The sequence below is a fragment of the Rhizobium sp. GCM10022189 genome (genome assembly GCF_042656325.1).
In the GTDB taxonomy this organism is placed as follows: Bacteria; Pseudomonadota; Alphaproteobacteria; order Rhizobiales; family Rhizobiaceae; genus Rhizobium.
In genome coordinates this window covers 593,630-608,671 of sequence record NZ_JBHSOR010000049.1, presented here as the reverse complement: position 1 = coordinate 608,671, position 15,042 = coordinate 593,630, and the positions used below count along the sequence as shown (strand labels likewise).

The 15,042-nt window shown below is 63.1% G+C and carries 16 protein-coding genes, 1 tRNA gene and 1 riboswitch; of the genes, 7 read left to right on the top strand and 10 right to left on the bottom strand.

Annotated features, from left to right (window positions below; all coding sequences use genetic code 11):
• Window positions 1–193 precede the first annotated feature (193 nt).
• Complete coding sequence (locus tag ACFPWW_RS24065) at window positions 194–784, top strand: hypothetical protein (RefSeq protein ID WP_112573657.1); 591 nt, start codon at window positions 194–196, stop codon at window positions 782–784.
• A gap of 111 nt (window positions 785–895) precedes the next feature.
• On the opposite strand, the gene apaG is transcribed toward ACFPWW_RS24065, so the two are convergent.
• On the bottom strand, window positions 896–1,288 hold the full coding sequence (apaG, locus tag ACFPWW_RS24060) for a Co2+/Mg2+ efflux protein ApaG (protein ID WP_112705890.1): 393 nt from the start codon (window positions 1,286–1,288) through the stop codon (window positions 896–898).
• A 188-nt stretch (window positions 1,289–1,476) separates the two neighbouring features.
• Window positions 1,477–2,661, bottom strand: coding sequence for an O-succinylhomoserine sulfhydrylase (locus tag ACFPWW_RS24055; RefSeq protein WP_377313491.1), 1,185 nt, complete (start codon window positions 2,659–2,661; stop codon window positions 1,477–1,479).
• Window positions 2,662–2,707: 46 nt separating this feature from the next.
• A riboswitch (SAM riboswitch) is annotated at window positions 2,708–2,786 on the bottom strand.
• A gap of 73 nt (window positions 2,787–2,859) precedes the next feature.
• On the opposite strand from ACFPWW_RS24055, the gene ACFPWW_RS24050 reads away from it, so the two are divergent.
• The 3 genes from ACFPWW_RS24050 to ACFPWW_RS24040 all read left to right on the top strand — a co-directional run bounded on the left by ACFPWW_RS24050 (window position 2,860) and on the right by ACFPWW_RS24040 (window position 4,834).
• On the top strand, window positions 2,860–3,954 hold the full coding sequence (locus tag ACFPWW_RS24050) for a 2'-deoxycytidine 5'-triphosphate deaminase (protein ID WP_377313489.1): 1,095 nt from the start codon (window positions 2,860–2,862) through the stop codon (window positions 3,952–3,954).
• Window positions 3,955–4,013: 59 nt separating this feature from the next.
• Window positions 4,014–4,087, top strand: a tRNA-Gly gene (locus ACFPWW_RS24045).
• 498 nt (window positions 4,088–4,585) lie between these two features.
• Entirely contained in the window at window positions 4,586–4,834 is a 249-nt protein-coding gene (locus tag ACFPWW_RS24040) for a hypothetical protein (RefSeq protein WP_377313487.1), read from the top strand.
• Between the two features lie 393 nt (window positions 4,835–5,227).
• Here the strand turns inward: ACFPWW_RS24040 and ACFPWW_RS24035 are convergent, their stop codons facing one another.
• The gene (locus tag ACFPWW_RS24035) at window positions 5,228–5,509 is read right to left on the bottom strand and encodes a hypothetical protein (protein WP_112567118.1); all 282 of its coding nucleotides are present in this window, start codon (window positions 5,507–5,509) and stop codon (window positions 5,228–5,230) included.
• A gap of 56 nt (window positions 5,510–5,565) precedes the next feature.
• A complete protein-coding gene (locus ACFPWW_RS24030) occupies window positions 5,566–6,474 on the bottom strand; it encodes a LysR family transcriptional regulator (protein WP_377313485.1) in 909 nt (302 codons plus the stop codon).
• Window positions 6,475–6,575: 101 nt separating this feature from the next.
• Here ACFPWW_RS24030 and ACFPWW_RS24025 point away from each other — a divergent pair, with 101 nt between their 5' ends.
• Complete coding sequence (locus ACFPWW_RS24025; RefSeq protein WP_377313483.1) at window positions 6,576–7,820, top strand: MFS transporter; 1,245 nt, start codon at window positions 6,576–6,578, stop codon at window positions 7,818–7,820.
• Between the two features lie 215 nt (window positions 7,821–8,035).
• Window positions 8,036–8,419: a VOC family protein gene (locus ACFPWW_RS24020; RefSeq protein WP_112753840.1), complete on the top strand. Its 384-nt coding sequence runs from the start codon at window positions 8,036–8,038 to the stop codon at window positions 8,417–8,419.
• Window positions 8,420–8,479: 60 nt separating this feature from the next.
• Here the strand turns inward: ACFPWW_RS24020 and ACFPWW_RS24015 are convergent, their stop codons facing one another.
• Window positions 8,480–10,486, bottom strand: a complete 2,007-nt coding sequence (locus ACFPWW_RS24015; protein ID WP_377313481.1) for a methyl-accepting chemotaxis protein — start codon at window positions 10,484–10,486, stop codon at window positions 8,480–8,482.
• Window positions 10,487–10,931: 445 nt separating this feature from the next.
• On the opposite strand from ACFPWW_RS24015, the gene ACFPWW_RS24010 reads away from it, so the two are divergent.
• On the top strand, window positions 10,932–11,744 hold the full coding sequence (locus tag ACFPWW_RS24010) for a transporter substrate-binding domain-containing protein (protein WP_377313837.1): 813 nt from the start codon (window positions 10,932–10,934) through the stop codon (window positions 11,742–11,744).
• A gap of 13 nt (window positions 11,745–11,757) precedes the next feature.
• Here ACFPWW_RS24010 and ACFPWW_RS24005 read toward each other — a convergent pair whose 3' ends face one another.
• The 5 genes from ACFPWW_RS24005 to ACFPWW_RS23985 form a co-directional block, all read right to left on the bottom strand.
• Complete coding sequence (locus tag ACFPWW_RS24005) at window positions 11,758–12,171, bottom strand: tellurite resistance TerB family protein (protein ID WP_112567100.1); 414 nt, start codon at window positions 12,169–12,171, stop codon at window positions 11,758–11,760.
• A gap of 152 nt (window positions 12,172–12,323) precedes the next feature.
• Entirely contained in the window at window positions 12,324–13,112 is a 789-nt protein-coding gene (locus ACFPWW_RS24000) for a thermonuclease family protein (RefSeq protein WP_377313479.1), read from the bottom strand.
• Window positions 13,113–13,122: 10 nt separating this feature from the next.
• Complete coding sequence (locus tag ACFPWW_RS23995) at window positions 13,123–13,779, bottom strand: S24 family peptidase (protein ID WP_112704527.1); 657 nt, start codon at window positions 13,777–13,779, stop codon at window positions 13,123–13,125.
• Between the two features lie 113 nt (window positions 13,780–13,892).
• Window positions 13,893–14,537: a response regulator gene (locus ACFPWW_RS23990; RefSeq protein ID WP_112567091.1), complete on the bottom strand. Its 645-nt coding sequence runs from the start codon at window positions 14,535–14,537 to the stop codon at window positions 13,893–13,895.
• A gap of 90 nt (window positions 14,538–14,627) precedes the next feature.
• Window positions 14,628–15,026 carry a hypothetical protein gene (locus ACFPWW_RS23985; RefSeq protein WP_112753834.1) on the bottom strand — a complete coding sequence of 133 codons (399 nt, stop codon included), beginning with the start codon at window positions 15,024–15,026 and terminating at the stop codon, window positions 14,628–14,630.
• Between the last annotated feature and the right edge of the window lie 16 nt (window positions 15,027–15,042).

The window sequence follows — 15,042 nt, the reverse complement described above, 5'->3', positions numbered from 1 at the left end:
CGCCCCGGCTCCTTCTGTGCGTCGGCCCGAAGACCGTTCCGGTTTTCGGGCCGATGCCGTAGCGCTCCCGGACGGAGGCGAAAACAGGCAACAAAAACAGGCGATGATGCAACACGGCGACTCGACTTTTGGTAGTCGCTGTGCGCCTATTGCCATTCATTGGTTCGGGCTGTGAAAGCGGGGTGGGGTGCCGATGAAGGTCTTGTGTCTGGTGTTCGCGCTCCTGGCTGCGGTGCCGCAAATTGCCGTTGCCGATGACGACACGATGGTGTGGAAAGAAGTCGGCGGCTGGACTGTCGCTGTCGACAGGACTTTGGGCGGTGCCTGTTTCGTCATGACGGCCTTCGAAGACGGCACGGTTTTCCGTCTCGGCTTCAATTTCGCCGACAAGGACAATCCTTTTTATATGCTGATCGCCAATGCGAACTGGAAGTCGCTGGAAGAGGGCAAGCAGTATCCGATCGAATTCTATCTGGATCGGTCCAAGTGGAACGCCGACGCGACGGCCCTGGATTTCAACGGTATCAAGGCGCTCTGGATCAATTTCAAGGACACGAACCTGGTTGCCGATTTCGCACTCAGGCTGAGTTTTCGCGCCAATTTCAACGGCAAGCAGATCGTCTCCCTCAGCCTGAAGAATTCCGTCAAGGCGACCGATGAGATGCTCGCCTGTCAGCAGGCCGTCAACTCCGCCCTCGCCCAACAGCCGGCGCCGCCGCAATCGAAAGACCCGTTCGCGGCAAAGCCGGATACGCAGACCGCTTCCGATCCCTTTGAGCTGTAGAGCAATTCCAGAAAGAGCGTGAAACGGTCTTGCGTCCGGAATTGTTTGGAAACAACGAGATGGAGCTGCTCGCGGCTGGATCGACGCCGTTTGCGAAAACGGCGTTGCGCCTCAGTTGAGCACGCGCAGCAGGCCGGGCGAGTCCAGCGAGAAGGCGGGAATGTCCACGTCGAACAGCTCGCCTTCGTCCGTCTCCATCTGGTAATGGCCGAACATCAGGCCGGACGGCGTGTCGAGCGGGCAGCCGGAGGAATATTCGTAAGTATCGCCCGGCTGCAGCCGCGGCTGCTCGCCCACCACGCCGGGGCCGCTGACCTCGTCGATCTGCCCGTTCTGGTCGGTAATGTTCCAGTAACGGTTGACGAGGCGCACGGCGATGCCGGAATTGTTGCTGATGACGACGCGATAGCCCCAGACATAACGATCGTCGTCCGGATCGGATTGCTCCTCCAGATAAAACGGCTCGACAACGACTTCTATGTCTCGTGTGAGGGCGCGATACATGCCTTACACCTTAGTCAGTATATGTTACCCGTATCTTATAAGAGGCTTGCCCCGTCAAGAAACGGTACAGTGATCGCAGCCCCTCCACCCCCGGTTGGACCGCCTTTCGTTCATTAAGCCTAACTCTCAGTGTTAATTTCAAGGCAAATGCTACGGCCGCGGCGACTTCCGCGGCCGTAGCCTGCAGATCAGGCCGAAACCTTCGACAGCGCGCGGGCGAAATCCTCGATCAGGTCGTCCGTGTCCTCGATGCCGGCCGACAGGCGCACGGTGCCCGGCGAGATGCCGAGTTCGGCGCGGGCCTCGTCCGTCAGGTTCTTGTGCGTGGTCGTGGCCGGATGCGTGATCAGGCTCTTGGAATCGCCGAGATTGTTGGAGATCTTGACGATCTCAAGCGCGTTCTGCAGCGCAAATGCCGCGTCCTTGCCGCCCTTCAGCTCGAAACAGACGAGCGTGGAGCCGCCCGACATCTGCTTGGCGATGATGTCGGCCTGCGGATGGTCCTTGCGGCCGGGATAGATGACCTTGGCGACCTTGCCCTGGTCGGCCAGGAAATCGGCGATCTTGGCGGCGTTGCGCGTCTGCTGGGCGACGCGCAGCGGCAGCGTCTCGATGCCCTTCAGGAGCGTCCAGGCGTTGAAGGGCGACATGGCCGGGCCGGTATGGCGGAAATAGTCGTGCAGGTTCTCGTCGATCCATTCCTTGTCGGAAAGCACGACGCCGCCGAGGCAGCGGCCCTGGCCGTCAATATGCTTGGTGGCGGAATAGACGACGATATGGGCGCCGAGTTCCAGCGGCTTCTGGAAGAGGGGGGTGGCAAACACGTTGTCGACGACGACCTTGGCGCCGATCTGGTTGGCAAGCCGGGCGACGCCGGCAATGTCGACCACTTCCAGCGTCGGGTTGGTCGGGCTTTCCAGGAAGAACACCTTGGTCTTCGGCGTAACAGCCTTTTCCCAGTTTTCGAGATAGCGGCCGTCGACGAGCGTGCAGTCGATGCCGTATTTCGGCGCCAGCGTCTCGACCACCCAGCGGCAGGAGCCGAAGAGGGCGCGCGCCGCAACGATATGGTCGCCGGCCTTCAGCTGGCAGAGGATGGCGGCGGTGACGGCGGCCATGCCGGAAGCGGTGGCGCGGGCGTCTTCGGCGCCTTCCAGCGCGCACATGCGCTTTTCGAACATGTCGTTGGTGGGGCTGCCGTAGCGGGCGTAGATGAAACCGTCCGTCTCGCCCTTGAAGCGCGCTTCGGCGGCTTCCGACGTATCGTAGACGAAGCCCTGCGTGAGATAGATTGCCTCGGACGTCTCGCCATACTGCGAGCGCAGCGTACCGCCGTGGACGAGTTGGGTTGCCGGGCGCCAGGTCTTGCTCATGCCATCACCACTTTCAAACAACAAAAAAACCGGCCGCAAAAGCAGACCGGTTTCATACCCGGTCCTTTTAGCCACTTGTTTAACGTGGCTGCAAGCCGACCGGCCAAATCACCACGGGATAAATTTGCAATACTGCCGTTCTGTGCTTGCGTCAATTCCCCGACTTTGGTTTTGTCGGCACCAGATTATGGATGGAGCATGATGGCTCGCGAAACTGGAATTCTGGCCGACCGCGCGATTGCGGCGCTGTTTGAAACGGGGCGTCTGAAAAGCGAGCGCGAGCTCGACCGCGACCAGATCCAGCCCGCAAGCCTGGACCTGCGGCTGGGCGCCAAGGCTTTCCGCGTGCGCGCGAGCTTCATGCCCGGTCCCTCCCATCTCGTCTCCGACAAGCTCGACCGGCTGAGCCTGCACGTCATCGACTTGAGCGAAGGCGCGGTGCTGGAAACCGGCTGTGTCTATATCGTGCCGCTGATGGAACATCTCGACCTGCCGGCCGACATGTCGGCCTCGGCCAATCCGAAAAGCTCGACCGGCCGCCTCGATATCTTCACCCGCGTCATCACCGATTACGCGCAGGAATTCGACAAGATCCCGGCCGACTATTGCGGCCCGCTCTATCTCGAAATCAGCCCGCGCACCTTCCCGATCGTCGTTCGCCGCGGCTCGCGCCTGTCGCAGATCCGTTTCCGCGTCGGCCAGTCGGTGCTCGGCGAGCCCGAGCTTTTGAAGCTGCACGAAACGGAAACTCTGGTCGCCTCAAAACAACCCAATATTTCCGGCGGCGGCATTGCGCTGTCCATCGACCTGACGGGCGACAAGGACGGCCTGATCGGCTATCGCGGCAAGCACCACACCGCCGTCGTCGACGTCGACAAGAAGGCCCAGCACGATATCTACGATTTCTGGGAACCGCTCTACAGCCGCGGCCGCAACGAACTGATCCTCGACCCGGACGAATTCTACATCCTCGTCTCGCGCGAGGCCGTGCACGTCCCCCCGCATTACGCCGCGGAAATGACGCCCTTCGACCCGCTCGTCGGCGAATTCCGCGTCCACTATGCCGGCTTCTTCGACCCCGGCTTCGGCCACGCGCCGGCCGGCGGGCGCGGCAGCCGCGCGGTGCTCGAAGTGCGCAGCCACGAAGTCCCCTTCATCCTCGAAGACGGCCAGATCGTCGGCCGCCTGATCTACGAGCACATGCAGGAACAGCCCGAAAGCCTCTACGGCTCCGGCCTCGGCTCCAACTATCAGGCCCAGGGCCTGAAGCTGTCGAAACATTTCCGCATCTGAAATGCGTCAATGCCGCGGCTTGACAGCGGCGGCCATCTGTTGGAAATCTCGCGCATCAGGCGGGTGTAGCTCAATGGTAGAGCAGCAGCTTCCCAAGCTGAATACGAGGGTTCGATTCCCTTCACCCGCTCCATTCACCTTTTCAAGGGGTTGGAGGAAGATTTGTCGGCGGATTTTCGGCCGGTTTTACAGGCAGTTTTACACTGGCATTGATTTGACTGATGATCGCCCGCGTTGCTGCGGACCTGTCAACTTACCTGCGAATGATCCCTCGCACCTCATCCTCGGAAATACCGGATTGGTGACCTGGCGGCACAAGAAGTGAAAGACATTCAGAAGGTTGTTGATGAATCCGGAAGGCCTATAGACGTTGTAGGTTCGGCGGCAAAAGGAGCGGGACGATCACCTGCGGAAAATTTGCCTTACGGTAAAGGTCCAAGAACAAAAAGCGACATAGACTATGTCACGACGCCCAGCAGTTTAGAGTATTACAAGGGTATGGATGGAAGGCTGCCAGGTCTTGATCCCAAAACTGGGATAGTTCCAGGCACCCGTAACCCTTATATCGGACCCTCTCTCCGCTTTGAGCCCGGTTCTCCGCCTCGTTTTGTCCCAGGGCAATAGGATAATAATGAAACTATTTTGGATAGAATTTAAAAAAGGATCGACAGGAATGTTATTTCGATTGGGCTGCGGGATAAGTGCAGTTGACAAAGAGGATGCTTGGAAGGTGGTCAGAGAAAGCAAAACATTATCAACAATGATGGAAAATGTTTCATCTATAAAGGAGATAAAAGCGTCGGAGATAGAGAAAAACCATGTTTTGCCAAACTCTGGAAATTATGCCTCCAGAGGAATTTGGTTTCCAAACGGAATATAGGCTATATTATAAGTATACGATAGTTTAAAATCGGCGTGGGGAAGTGTCCCGTTCGTCTCCGCCATCGATACGGCCGATCATTATCCGCGAGGATGCATCGAGTTCGCTCATAATGATACCCCTTCCGAAGCGCTATCCATTCCACGCGTGAGCGTGGCCTGTCGGGAAGATAAGCAGAGCCGAGCTGCATACGTTGCTGAATCCAGAAAACGTTGCCGCCATCGAACTATGCGCGATCCTAAGAAAGGATCTCAACATATCAGCCGTTCGTGAGCCACAGCGAGGTCAATACGCGAGGGCCAATATATCGTCGAAGAAATAGCACTCGGTATTTTCAAACGGGACGCGCGATATGTTTCTCGCTTTGGCTGAACTGGCGATGCCCGGTGTCCCTCAATCATCCCCGAAAATATTGATCGGCCGGTATTGCCGGTGGGCGATCGCGAGGCTTCGGTCCGGGCGGATGATGTAGGTCTCCTCCACCTGCCGCCCGTACTGATCGATGAAATCATGCGGGAAGGTGGAGCCGACGGGTGATTTCGTCAGTTTGGTGCGCGGCTGGCCGTTATAGGTGATGCTGCCGGGAATGGGTTCGAGGCCGGGGCCGGTGTAATCGACAGTCGTGCAGCCGGCAAGCGCCAGCGCGCCGATGAGGCCAAGTGCGATCAGTTTCATGTCGGGAGCCTTTCCTTCCGCAGCACGGTGTCATTGTACCGCAAATCGCCGAAAGCTCACGACAGAAACGGCGCCGGTCCGTTCAACCCTTCGAGAAGCGCCTCGGTAAAGGTTGCGATCGGTTGCGCCAGCCGACCGGCCGGCGGGCGGTGGAGAACCCAGGCGTTCACCTTCGGCTGGAAATCGACCGAGTCGATCACGTCCACCTGATGCCGCCACGGGCTGCCGGCGAGCGCTGCCGGCGTGACGATGCCGATGCCGAGCCCGCGCGCCACGAGCGAGAGCCTGAGATCGGCGCTGAGAGCCTCCACCGCGACCTGGAAGGGCAGGCGGGCACTCTCGAAACGGTGGCGGATATAGGCGCGGAAGCCGCAGCCGGTTTCGTTCATCACGAAGGCAAAGCGGGAAAGCTCCTCCAGCTTCGCCGCCTTCGGAACGCCGAGCGAAGGGGAGGCGACGAGCAGGACGGAATGCGAGCCGATATTTTCCGCAACCAGGTCATCCGGCGGGCTGACGCCGTCGGCAAGGCAGACGGCGACGGCATCGAGCCCGCTGCGCGCCACCTGTTCCATCAGATGCAGCGACCATCCCGAAACGATGCGCAGCGTCAGTTCCGGAAACCGGCTGCGCAGCCGGTCGAGAGGTACGGCCAGCGCCGCTTCGGAAAGATAGGGCATGATGCCGAGGCGAAACTCGCCGCGGACCGCGCCGCCGGGCGAGACGCCGGCCTTGAGATCGTCGAGCGAGCGCAGCACCCGGCGCCCGTGCTCATAGGCCTCGCGGCCCGCGGCCGTGGGTTTCAGCGGCTTCGACTGCCGGTCGAGCAGGATCGTGCCGAGGCTGTCCTCCAGGTTCTGGATGCGGCGGGTGATGCCGGGCTGCGTTAGGTTGATCTGCGCCGAGGCCGCCACGATCGATCCCGTCTCGACGACGGCGACGAAGGCTTCGAGGTCATGAATGTTCATGCAAGATCCGCATAAAGAATATCACTTCAATTCAATTGTAGCATTATGCGATAAAAATATAAATGGGCTCCTCGATATGCCATAAATTTATTGGAGAACCCATGTCTTTGGAATCGAACCTTGCAGAGGAAGCGGACCTTGCCGAGCTGGAGCAGGCCGCGCCCGCTGCCGGCATCAGCCCGTCGCTGATCCTGCTTTTTGCCCTGTCCACCGGCGTCATCATCGTCAATCTCTTTGCGCCGCAGACGCTGATCGGCGTCATCGGTCCCTCCCTCGGCTTTTCGGATGCCGGCGCCAGCCTCGTCGCCATGGTGACGCTGCTCGGTTATGCGGCCGGTCTCTTTTTCCTCGTGCCGCTCGGCGACCTCGTCGAAAACCGGCGCCTCGTGCTGCATCTGCTCGGCGCGGCGGTGGCGGCGGCCTTTGCCGCCGCAGCCGCACCCAGCGGCTGGCTGCTTCTGGTCTTCCTGTTCCTGCTGGGGGCGGCCTGTTCGGCCATCCAGATCCTCGTGCCGGTCGCCGCATCCATGTCGGCGCCCGAACATCGCGGCAGGGTCATCGGCAATGTCATGAGCGGCCTGATGGTCGGCATTCTCCTGTCGCGGCCGGTCGCCAGCATGATCGCCGACGGCTGGGGCTGGCGGAGCTTCTATGTCGCAAGCGGCGTTGCCATGGCGGCGCTGGCGGCCGTGCTGGCCGTGCGCCTTCCCGAGCGCCGGCCCGAAGCCGCCGCGGGTTACGGCGCCCTCATCGCCTCGCTCTGGCATCTGCTTCGCGACGAACCGGTCCTGTGCAGCCGCGCCTTCAGCGCCGCCATGGCCATGGGCTGCTTCAGCCTGTTCTGGACGGTGGTAGCGCTGCGCCTCACGCTGCCGCCCTTTGGCCTCGACCAGGCGCAGATCGGCCTCTTTGCCCTTGTCGGCGCCGGCGGCGCGGTCTCGACGTCCTATTTCGGCCGGCTCGGCGATCGCGGTCTCAGCCGCCGCGCGACCGTCATCGCCGATCTGGTCATGATCGCCGCCATGGCGCTGGCCGCCTATGCCGGCACGGCAATGTCAGACGGTTTCTGGCCGTCGCTCGTTCTTCTCGGTGTCGCCGCCGTCATGCTCGATGTCGGCGTGACCGGCGACCAGACGCTCGGCCGCCGGGCGATCAACCTGCTGCGGCCGGAAGCGCGCGGCCGGCTGAACGGCCTCTTCGTCGGCGTCTTCTTCCTGGGCGGAGCGCTCGGCTCCGCCATTGCCGGCCCGGCCTGGAGCTATGGCGGCTGGCTTGCCGTCTGCGGCTGCGGCGGCGCCTTTGCCCTGCTCGCGCTTGTCGCCGCTGTTGTGAAGCCGCTCGATTGAGCCGATTGCCGCTCGTTGCGCAATCTGCTACAGCGGCGCTGTCGAAAAAGGCAGGACCGGATGAGGTAAGCCCGGTCCCTTCCGTTATGGAAGCTCTGCTCCGTGTTTCACACGAGAACCCGCGACGTGGCCCGCATGCGAATGCGGGGTCCCGGCGGCATGCGGAGCGTTAGAAGATGCACTCCTCCGGGATTTTATTCTCAAAGGAGAGACCAATGCGTTTGAACCATCTTGATTTCCACGTGCCCGATATCGCCGCGACGGCCGATTTTTTCCTGCGTTATTTCGCTCTGGAATTGCAGGAGATGAACGAAAGGATCGGCCGGGCGATCCTCCGGGACGAGCAGGGAACGGAGATCGTGCTGAGCCGCCCCGTGCCGAAATTCGGCGGTGCCGATCAGGTCGGGCTGCAGCGGCAGACCTATCATATCGGCTTCATTCTCGCCGAGAGGGCGCAGGTCGACCGGCTTCACGGCCGTCTGGCGGCAGATGGCGCCGACGTCTCGGGACCGCCGGCCGCCATTCGCGGCGGCTGGCTGTTCTATTGCACCGCGCCCGGCAATGTTCTTGTCGAGATCGGCTGGCGGCCACCGGCCTGAAAGGCCCGGAACGAAAATGGGCTGCGAAGCCGCCCATTCTCACGCAAACATGTCTTTCGCTCAGAATTCCGTCCAGTCCGCCTCCTGCGGGGCGGACGGGGCGGCGGCATTGCTCACCCCGAAGGCGCTGGCGAGCTTCTGGCCGAGCGCGCGGGCCGGCGAAGCCTTCGGGCGGGCCGTGCTTTCGGCAATGCGGACCGGGGGTCTCGCGGCTGGCCGTACGGCGGCGCGGGGCGCTGCCGGTGCCGGTGCCGTCGTGACAGGCGCGGCCGCCACGAAACCGCCGGTGCCCGTCAGGCGGAACTGGCCGAGCAGGTTGTTGAGCGCCGAGGCTTCCGTGGCAAGGCTGTGGCTTGCGGCGGTCGATTCCTCGACCATGGCCGCGTTCTGCTGCGTGCCCTGGTCCATCGTGTTGACGGCGGTATTGATCTCCTGCAGGCCGGTCGACTGTTCGCGGGCGGCTTCGGCGATCGCGTGGACGTGCTGGTTGATTTCCTGCACCTCGTGGACGATCGCGTCGAGCGCCTTTCCGGTCTCGTCGACCAGCGAGACACCGGTCTGCACATGCGTGCCCGACGTGGTGATCAGCGCCTTGATCTCCTTGGCGGCGTTGGCCGAGCGCTGGGCGAGTTCGCGCACTTCCTGGGCGACGACGGCAAAGCCCTTGCCGGCCTCACCGGCACGCGCGGCTTCCACGCCGGCATTGAGCGCCAGAAGGTTGGTCTGGAAGGCGATATCGTCGATGACGCCGATAATGTTGCCGATCTCGACCGAGGACTGCTCGATCTGCTGCATGGCCGAAACCGCCTTGCGGACGATCTCGCCGGACCGTTCCGCGCCGAGACGGGTGCGGGCGACGAGATGGCTTGCCTCTTCGGCGCGTTTTGCCGCGTCCTTCACCGTCGTGGTGATCTCTTCGAGGGCGGCTGCCGTTTCCTCGACGGAGGCCGCCTGCTGCTCGGTGCGCTTGGAAAGCTCGTCGGCGGACGAGCGGATCTCGTTGGCGCCGGCGCTGATGGCCCGCGCATTGGCGCCGACCGTGTTCATGGTCTCGTTGAGCTTCTCGACCGAGTTGTTGAAGTCCTGGCGCAGCGCATCGAGATGGGCGACGAAAGGTGTGTCGATATGCGAGACGAGGTCGCCGGCGGCAAGCCGGCGCAGGCCGTCGCCGAGCGCGCTGACGGCACGTTCGAGCTCGGCGGCTTCCTCAGCCTTCTGGGCCTCGCGTTCGCGGCGCTCGCTGTCGCTGAGGCTGCGGTCGGCTTCGGCGCGGGCCTCGAGCTGGATGCGCTCGATGGCGTTGTCGCGGAAGACCGCGACGGCTTCCGCCATCTTGCCCACTTCGTCGCGGCGGTCGAGCCCGGCGATTTCGCCGTCAGTATCGCCTTCGGCGAGCGCGGTCATGCGGTCGCGCAATTTTGCCATCGGCGTGGTGATGCCGATCTGCGAGATGACGACGCTGAGCCCGATGGCGCCGACGACGGCAAGGCCGATCAGGGCGAAGCAGAGGTCGATGCGACCGTTGACGGTGGCCGAGAGCGTGTCGCCGCCATCGTTCAGCATGCTCATCATCGCGTCGTTATTGGCCGTCATCTTCGGCGTCAGCACGTTCAGCTTGGCATTCATCTGCGTGATCGTCTGCTGCAGGCCGGCGCTGTCCTTGGCCTTTGCCTGTTCGACCGCCTTGGCGGCAAGGCTTTCGAGTTCGTCGATGCCCGCCAGGATTTCGTCGATCGCGGCTTTGCGGCTCGGCACCAGGTCAAGCGCCTGTTTCAGCCGGTCGCGGGCCTGCGGCAGTTTGCTCGGCGTGGAAACCGCCGTTGCGAAGGCCGGCGTATCCGGCTTGATATTGGCGAGCATGCTTGCCTGCAGCACCGAGGAGACGACCGAGGCGCTGGCGCGCGAACCCTGCATGGCGGCGACGGCCTCATGGTCGATGAAGGCGCTGTAGGCCGCGTCCGCGCCGCGGAATTCGGAGATGATATAGACCAGCCCGCCCATCGCGATCACCCCGAGAAGGGCGACGACAGAGATGATCTTCGTACGGATCTTCAGATGTTTCAGCATGGAAAAGTCACCCGATTGGCCGGGCGTGTTGCGTACCCGGTGTTTTGGAAATCATTTGTGGCAGAAGGATTCTTCGGTATTGCGCTGGTGGGATACCCTAAGAGGTTCGACATGCGCGTCATGCGGTCGGCCGGAGGGTCGATGTCGTCGCTACAGATAAGATGGGATATTGCTTAATTCCGCGCTAACGGGGCGTGCGATTCCTGTTAGTTTCAGGGGGTGCGGACCGCCCCCCCGTGTCCCGCGCAGGCTGCGAAAGCGCGACGGCCTCTCCGGCGCTCTTGCGGCCTGGAGAACGGACCGGCCATATTCCCCGCCGAAGACGATTCTGTTACATCTCGGCCGGGCGGCAAGCCCGCGTGCAATCTCTAGGCAGGTCATTATGGTGCGATCTAAACCGGCGTTTCCGGCTTCCGGAGGGATTCTCATCCTCTGCCTGCTGTCGATGATCCTGCTGTCGGCCCTGTCCGTTTGCGCCCAGCAGGCGGGCCCCTCCGTGCCGCTGCTCTTCGATTCCCGCGAGCGCCTGGCAAGGCCCGATCTCTCCTCGCTCGTGCGCCTTCGCTTCCTGACCTCGGTGGATTTTCCGCCCTTCAATTTCACCGACCAGAACGGCAAGCTCTCCGGCTTCAACGTCGATCTCGCCCGCGAAATCTGTTCCGAGCTGGAGATCGCCGACAAGTGCGAGATCCAGGCGCTGCCCTTTGCCGACCTGCAGAAGGCGCTCGCCGGCTCGCAGGGCGATGCCGTCATTGCCGGCCTTGCCGTCACGCCCGAGCTGCGCCGCGAGTTCCTGTTCTCCCGCCCCTACCTGATGCTGCCGGCCCGCTTCGTCCGCAACACGGCTGCCGCCATCACCGGGACGACGGCCGCCGGCCTTGCCGGCCATTCCGTCGGCGTCGTCAAGGGCACGGTGCATGAGGCGATGCTGGCCGCCTTCTTCCCCGCCCTCAAGGCCGAGCCCTTCGACAACAAGCAAGCGCTGCTGACGGCGCTGAAGGAACGCAAGGTCGACGCCGCCTTCGCCGATGCGCTGCAGCTTTCCTTCTGGGTCGCCTCGCCGGCATCCGACAAATGCTGCGCCCTGTTCGACGGTCCCTATATGTCCGAGCATTTTTTGGGCGAGGGCATGACGATCATGCTGCGCCAGAACGACAGCGTGCTGACGGCCGCCATCGACCATGCGCTCGCAACGCTCTCGCGCAACGGCCGCCTGCAGGAAATCTACCTGCGTTATTTCCCGTACGGGCTTTATTGAACCCGATTGGATCTCAGCCCTTGCGGAAGCGGGCGATCGCGCTGCGCTCGATGGCGGCGCAGGTCAGCTTGTCGAGGCCGAGACGGTCGCGCAGCAGGCTGAGCAGCCGCAGCTCTTCGGCCTTGACGGAAAGGTCGGCCGAGGCGACTTCGACCGCCAGCGCATAGGCCGTGTCGTAGAGACGGGCAGGCAGCGTGTCGCGAACGGTTTCCAGCACAACATCCAGCCCTTCCGGGCCGGCCAGCAGCGAGGCGCAGTCACGGGCGATGGAAATCAGGTTGTCGTCGTCGAAATCGCGGAACACCGGCAGGAAGCCGATCAGCTGGCCCATCCTTTCCATCTCCCGATCGTTCATGGTGCTGTCGACGGCGGAAGCCATCACCATCACATAGATCAGCGCGTCATGGGCAGAAAGCGGCTTGTTCATGTCTGATTCCTTCTTCGATGGGCGGAGATTAAAGCATGTCGCGCAAAAGTGTGTAGCGGTTTTGCGATAACGACATGCGTCGGACAAAATCCTGAAGCGTGGACGAGCGAATCTCAGAGATCGCGGCACGCTTGGGGAACTGGCGAGGTTCATTACAAGGGACGGTCCTGAAGGGGATCGTCCGGCTGCGGCCGGGGCGCTGCCGCCGGCCTGCGGCGCGGGTCCTCGCCGTGAATGCCCGCTTTCGCCTGCCTTGCCTTCTCGCCGGCAGCAGCAAGCGGCGAACCCGGCTGCGCCTCCGCCCAGCCGTTTTCCACCAGCCAGGCGCCGATATCCTGCTGCCCCAGCCGGCAGGCGGCTACCGCCATATCCTCCCATGCGTCGGAAGGCAGGTCGCAATCGATCGTGCGGTTGCGCAGGTAGAGCCGCAGCGCCGTCTTCGCCATCATGCCGCAGGGCCATCGCCGGCCTTCGGAGCCGCAGCTCCGGTCCACCGGCGTCTCGACGACATCGGCAATCTGCAGCCGTCTTTTGCCGAAGGAGAGAATGCCGGCGCTCTCCACCGTCGGCCGCAAGAGTTCCACGCTGTCCTTTCCCTCGGATGCGGCAGGCGGCGTCCCGCCCGGCGCGGCAGCATCTTGCGCCGTCTCCTCCGCCGGCGCATTGCCGGCGGCAGGCGTCGCGCCGTCTCCGGCCTGGGCTGCGGCTGGCTCGGCCGGCGCTGCTTCCGTTGCCCGGGCAACCAGCGCCGCCTCCTCGTCCGTCAGCGATACCGACGGTTTGGCCGCATCGGCATCCGCATCGGGCCGTATTGCGGTCATGCTGGCATCGGCGCCGGATGGCGGGCCTTCGCCGCCTTCGAGCTGCGCCCGTCCCGCCAGAAGCAGGCCGACCACCACCGCCATCCCCGCGATACCTGTGATCAAGGCTGCAGGGCGCATGATTATTTTCCTATTGGCTGGCCCAGATGATGCGGGCTATCCATTCGACGTCGGAAAGCTCGATCGTGCGGTTGGGATGTTCGGGATTGAGCGACAACAGTTCGATGGAACGCGGGCTCTGGCGCAAGAGCACCTTGGCCATGACCTCGCCCTCGCGCGTCTTGACGACGACGCGGTCGTTGCGGCGCACCTGTGCGCCGGGCTCGACGATCAGCACGTCGCCGTCGCGATAGAGCGGCATCATGCTCTCGCCCTGTACTTCGAGCGCGTAGACGCCGGCCTTGCGCGAGGGGGCGGCCGGAAATTCCACCACGTCCCAGCCCTGGCCGGCCGGAAAACCGCCGTCGTCGAAAAAGCCGCCGGCACCTGCCTGTGCGAAGCCGAGAAGCGGGATGGAACTGCCCGGCGCGGAAAAAAAACTGTCCGGCAGGCTGGTCGCCGGCCGCATGAAGCCGAGGAACTGCTCCATGCTCGCCCCCGTTGCCTCCAGCACCTTGGCGATGGATTCCGTCGAGGGCCAGCGCAGGCGCCCGTCCGCCGAGAGCCGCTTGGATTTGTTGAAGGAGGTCGGATCGAGCCCGGCCCGCCGCGCAAGACCCGACGGCGTCAGGTCATGCCGCTCGGCAAGCCTGTCGATCGCTCCCCAGATCTGGTCGTGTGACAGCATATGCGTCCGGTCCCGCGGTCCATCCGGCCGCTTTTTATCGCCGGCAGATTAACCGAGGCCCGTGCCCGAGTAAAGCGGCAATGAGGAATAAAATCCTGTCCTGCCGCGCGGGTTCAGGCGACCATCGCCATATTGATCTTGCCGAGCTGGATCACCGCCTGCGTGCGGCTGTCGACATTGAGCTTCAGGAGGATCGCCGAGACATGCGCCTTGATCGTCGCTTCGGAAACGCCGAGCTCGTAGGCGATCTGCTTGTTGAGCAGCCCTTCGCCAAGCATGGTCAGCACCCGGCTCTGCTGCGGCGTCAGCGTGTGCAGCCGGTGGATGAGGTCTGCGACGTCGGGATCCTGTTCCTGCCCGTGGCGATAGCTCTCCGGCGTGGCGATGTCGCCTGCCAGCACCGTCTGGATGCCGCGGCGAATATCGTCGATATCGGACGATTTCGAGATGAAGCCCGAGGCGCCGAGTTCCAGCGCCCGGCGGATCGTTGCCGCGTCGTCGCTCGCCGAGATGATGACGATCGGCAGGCTGGCGAATTCCGAGCGCAACGCCATCAGGCCGGAAAAGCCGCTGACGCCCGGCATGGCGAGGTCGAGCAGCATCAGGTCGGCATCCGGATGTTGCGATGCCGCCGTCCGTGCCGCGGCAAAATCCCCCGCCTCGACGATGGCCTGCCGGCCTTCCATGCCAAGCACCGCCTGCCGCAGCGCGTCGCGGAAAAGCGGGTGGTCGTCAGCAATGATAATGGTTTGTTGCATCGAAAACTCCCTCCCAAGAGCTCGACCCGATCGGCCCTGTCCGGCTCCCCCGCACGAACATGACCCTCCACTTATATGAATATAACCAGATCAACTGCGCTGCGGAAGAGGATTGGCCTCGTCCTCTGCCCGGAATTCCCGCACTATACCCATGAAACTGCGCATCATCCGCTCCATGATGCCGATCGAGCGGTCGACTTCCGCATCCGTCGGCAAGGCGGGGCGGGGCGCCATGCTCTTCTCCAGCGCGCTGACCCGGTCGGCCAGCCGGTCGAGTTCGTCCTCGTAAGCGGCGCGTTCGTCGGCGCCCATGCGGCAGACCAGGGCGCCGTCCTTTTCGGAGCAGAGAGACATGGCGCCGGTCTGCCGGTCGAGGCGCACGAAATGGTCGCCGCTGCGTTCGATCTGGAAGCGCGCCGCATCGGGCTCCGCCGCCAATGCCGCAAGCGGCAGAAGGCCGGCGGCAAGCAGGATTGCAAATGCCTTCATCGTCTCATCCTCCGCA

Bases quoted from the DNA above. Each gene is read 5' to 3' on its own strand.
- ACFPWW_RS24065 (WP_112573657.1), top strand. From the start codon at position 194: ATGAAGGTCTTGTGTCTGGTGTTCGCGCTCCTGGCTGCGGTGCCGCAA.
- apaG (WP_112705890.1), bottom strand. From the start codon at position 1,288: ATGTATCGCGCCCTCACACGAGACATAGAAGTCGTTGTCGAGCCGTTT.
- ACFPWW_RS24055 (WP_377313491.1), bottom strand. From the start codon at position 2,661: ATGAGCAAGACCTGGCGCCCGGCAACCCAACTCGTCCACGGCGGTACG.
- ACFPWW_RS24050 (WP_377313489.1), top strand. From the start codon at position 2,860: ATGATGGCTCGCGAAACTGGAATTCTGGCCGACCGCGCGATTGCGGCG.
- ACFPWW_RS24040 (WP_377313487.1), top strand. From the start codon at position 4,586: ATGAAACTATTTTGGATAGAATTTAAAAAAGGATCGACAGGAATGTTA.
- ACFPWW_RS24035 (WP_112567118.1), bottom strand. From the start codon at position 5,509: ATGAAACTGATCGCACTTGGCCTCATCGGCGCGCTGGCGCTTGCCGGC.
- ACFPWW_RS24030 (WP_377313485.1), bottom strand. From the start codon at position 6,474: ATGAACATTCATGACCTCGAAGCCTTCGTCGCCGTCGTCGAGACGGGA.
- ACFPWW_RS24025 (WP_377313483.1), top strand. From the start codon at position 6,576: ATGTCTTTGGAATCGAACCTTGCAGAGGAAGCGGACCTTGCCGAGCTG.
- ACFPWW_RS24020 (WP_112753840.1), top strand. From the start codon at position 8,036: ATGCGTTTGAACCATCTTGATTTCCACGTGCCCGATATCGCCGCGACG.
- ACFPWW_RS24015 (WP_377313481.1), bottom strand. From the start codon at position 10,486: ATGCTGAAACATCTGAAGATCCGTACGAAGATCATCTCTGTCGTCGCC.
- ACFPWW_RS24010 (WP_377313837.1), top strand. From the start codon at position 10,932: ATGATCCTGCTGTCGGCCCTGTCCGTTTGCGCCCAGCAGGCGGGCCCC.
- ACFPWW_RS24005 (WP_112567100.1), bottom strand. From the start codon at position 12,171: ATGAACAAGCCGCTTTCTGCCCATGACGCGCTGATCTATGTGATGGTG.
- ACFPWW_RS24000 (WP_377313479.1), bottom strand. From the start codon at position 13,112: ATGCGCCCTGCAGCCTTGATCACAGGTATCGCGGGGATGGCGGTGGTG.
- ACFPWW_RS23995 (WP_112704527.1), bottom strand. From the start codon at position 13,779: ATGCTGTCACACGACCAGATCTGGGGAGCGATCGACAGGCTTGCCGAG.
- ACFPWW_RS23990 (WP_112567091.1), bottom strand. From the start codon at position 14,537: ATGCAACAAACCATTATCATTGCTGACGACCACCCGCTTTTCCGCGAC.
- ACFPWW_RS23985 (WP_112753834.1), bottom strand. From the start codon at position 15,026: ATGAAGGCATTTGCAATCCTGCTTGCCGCCGGCCTTCTGCCGCTTGCG.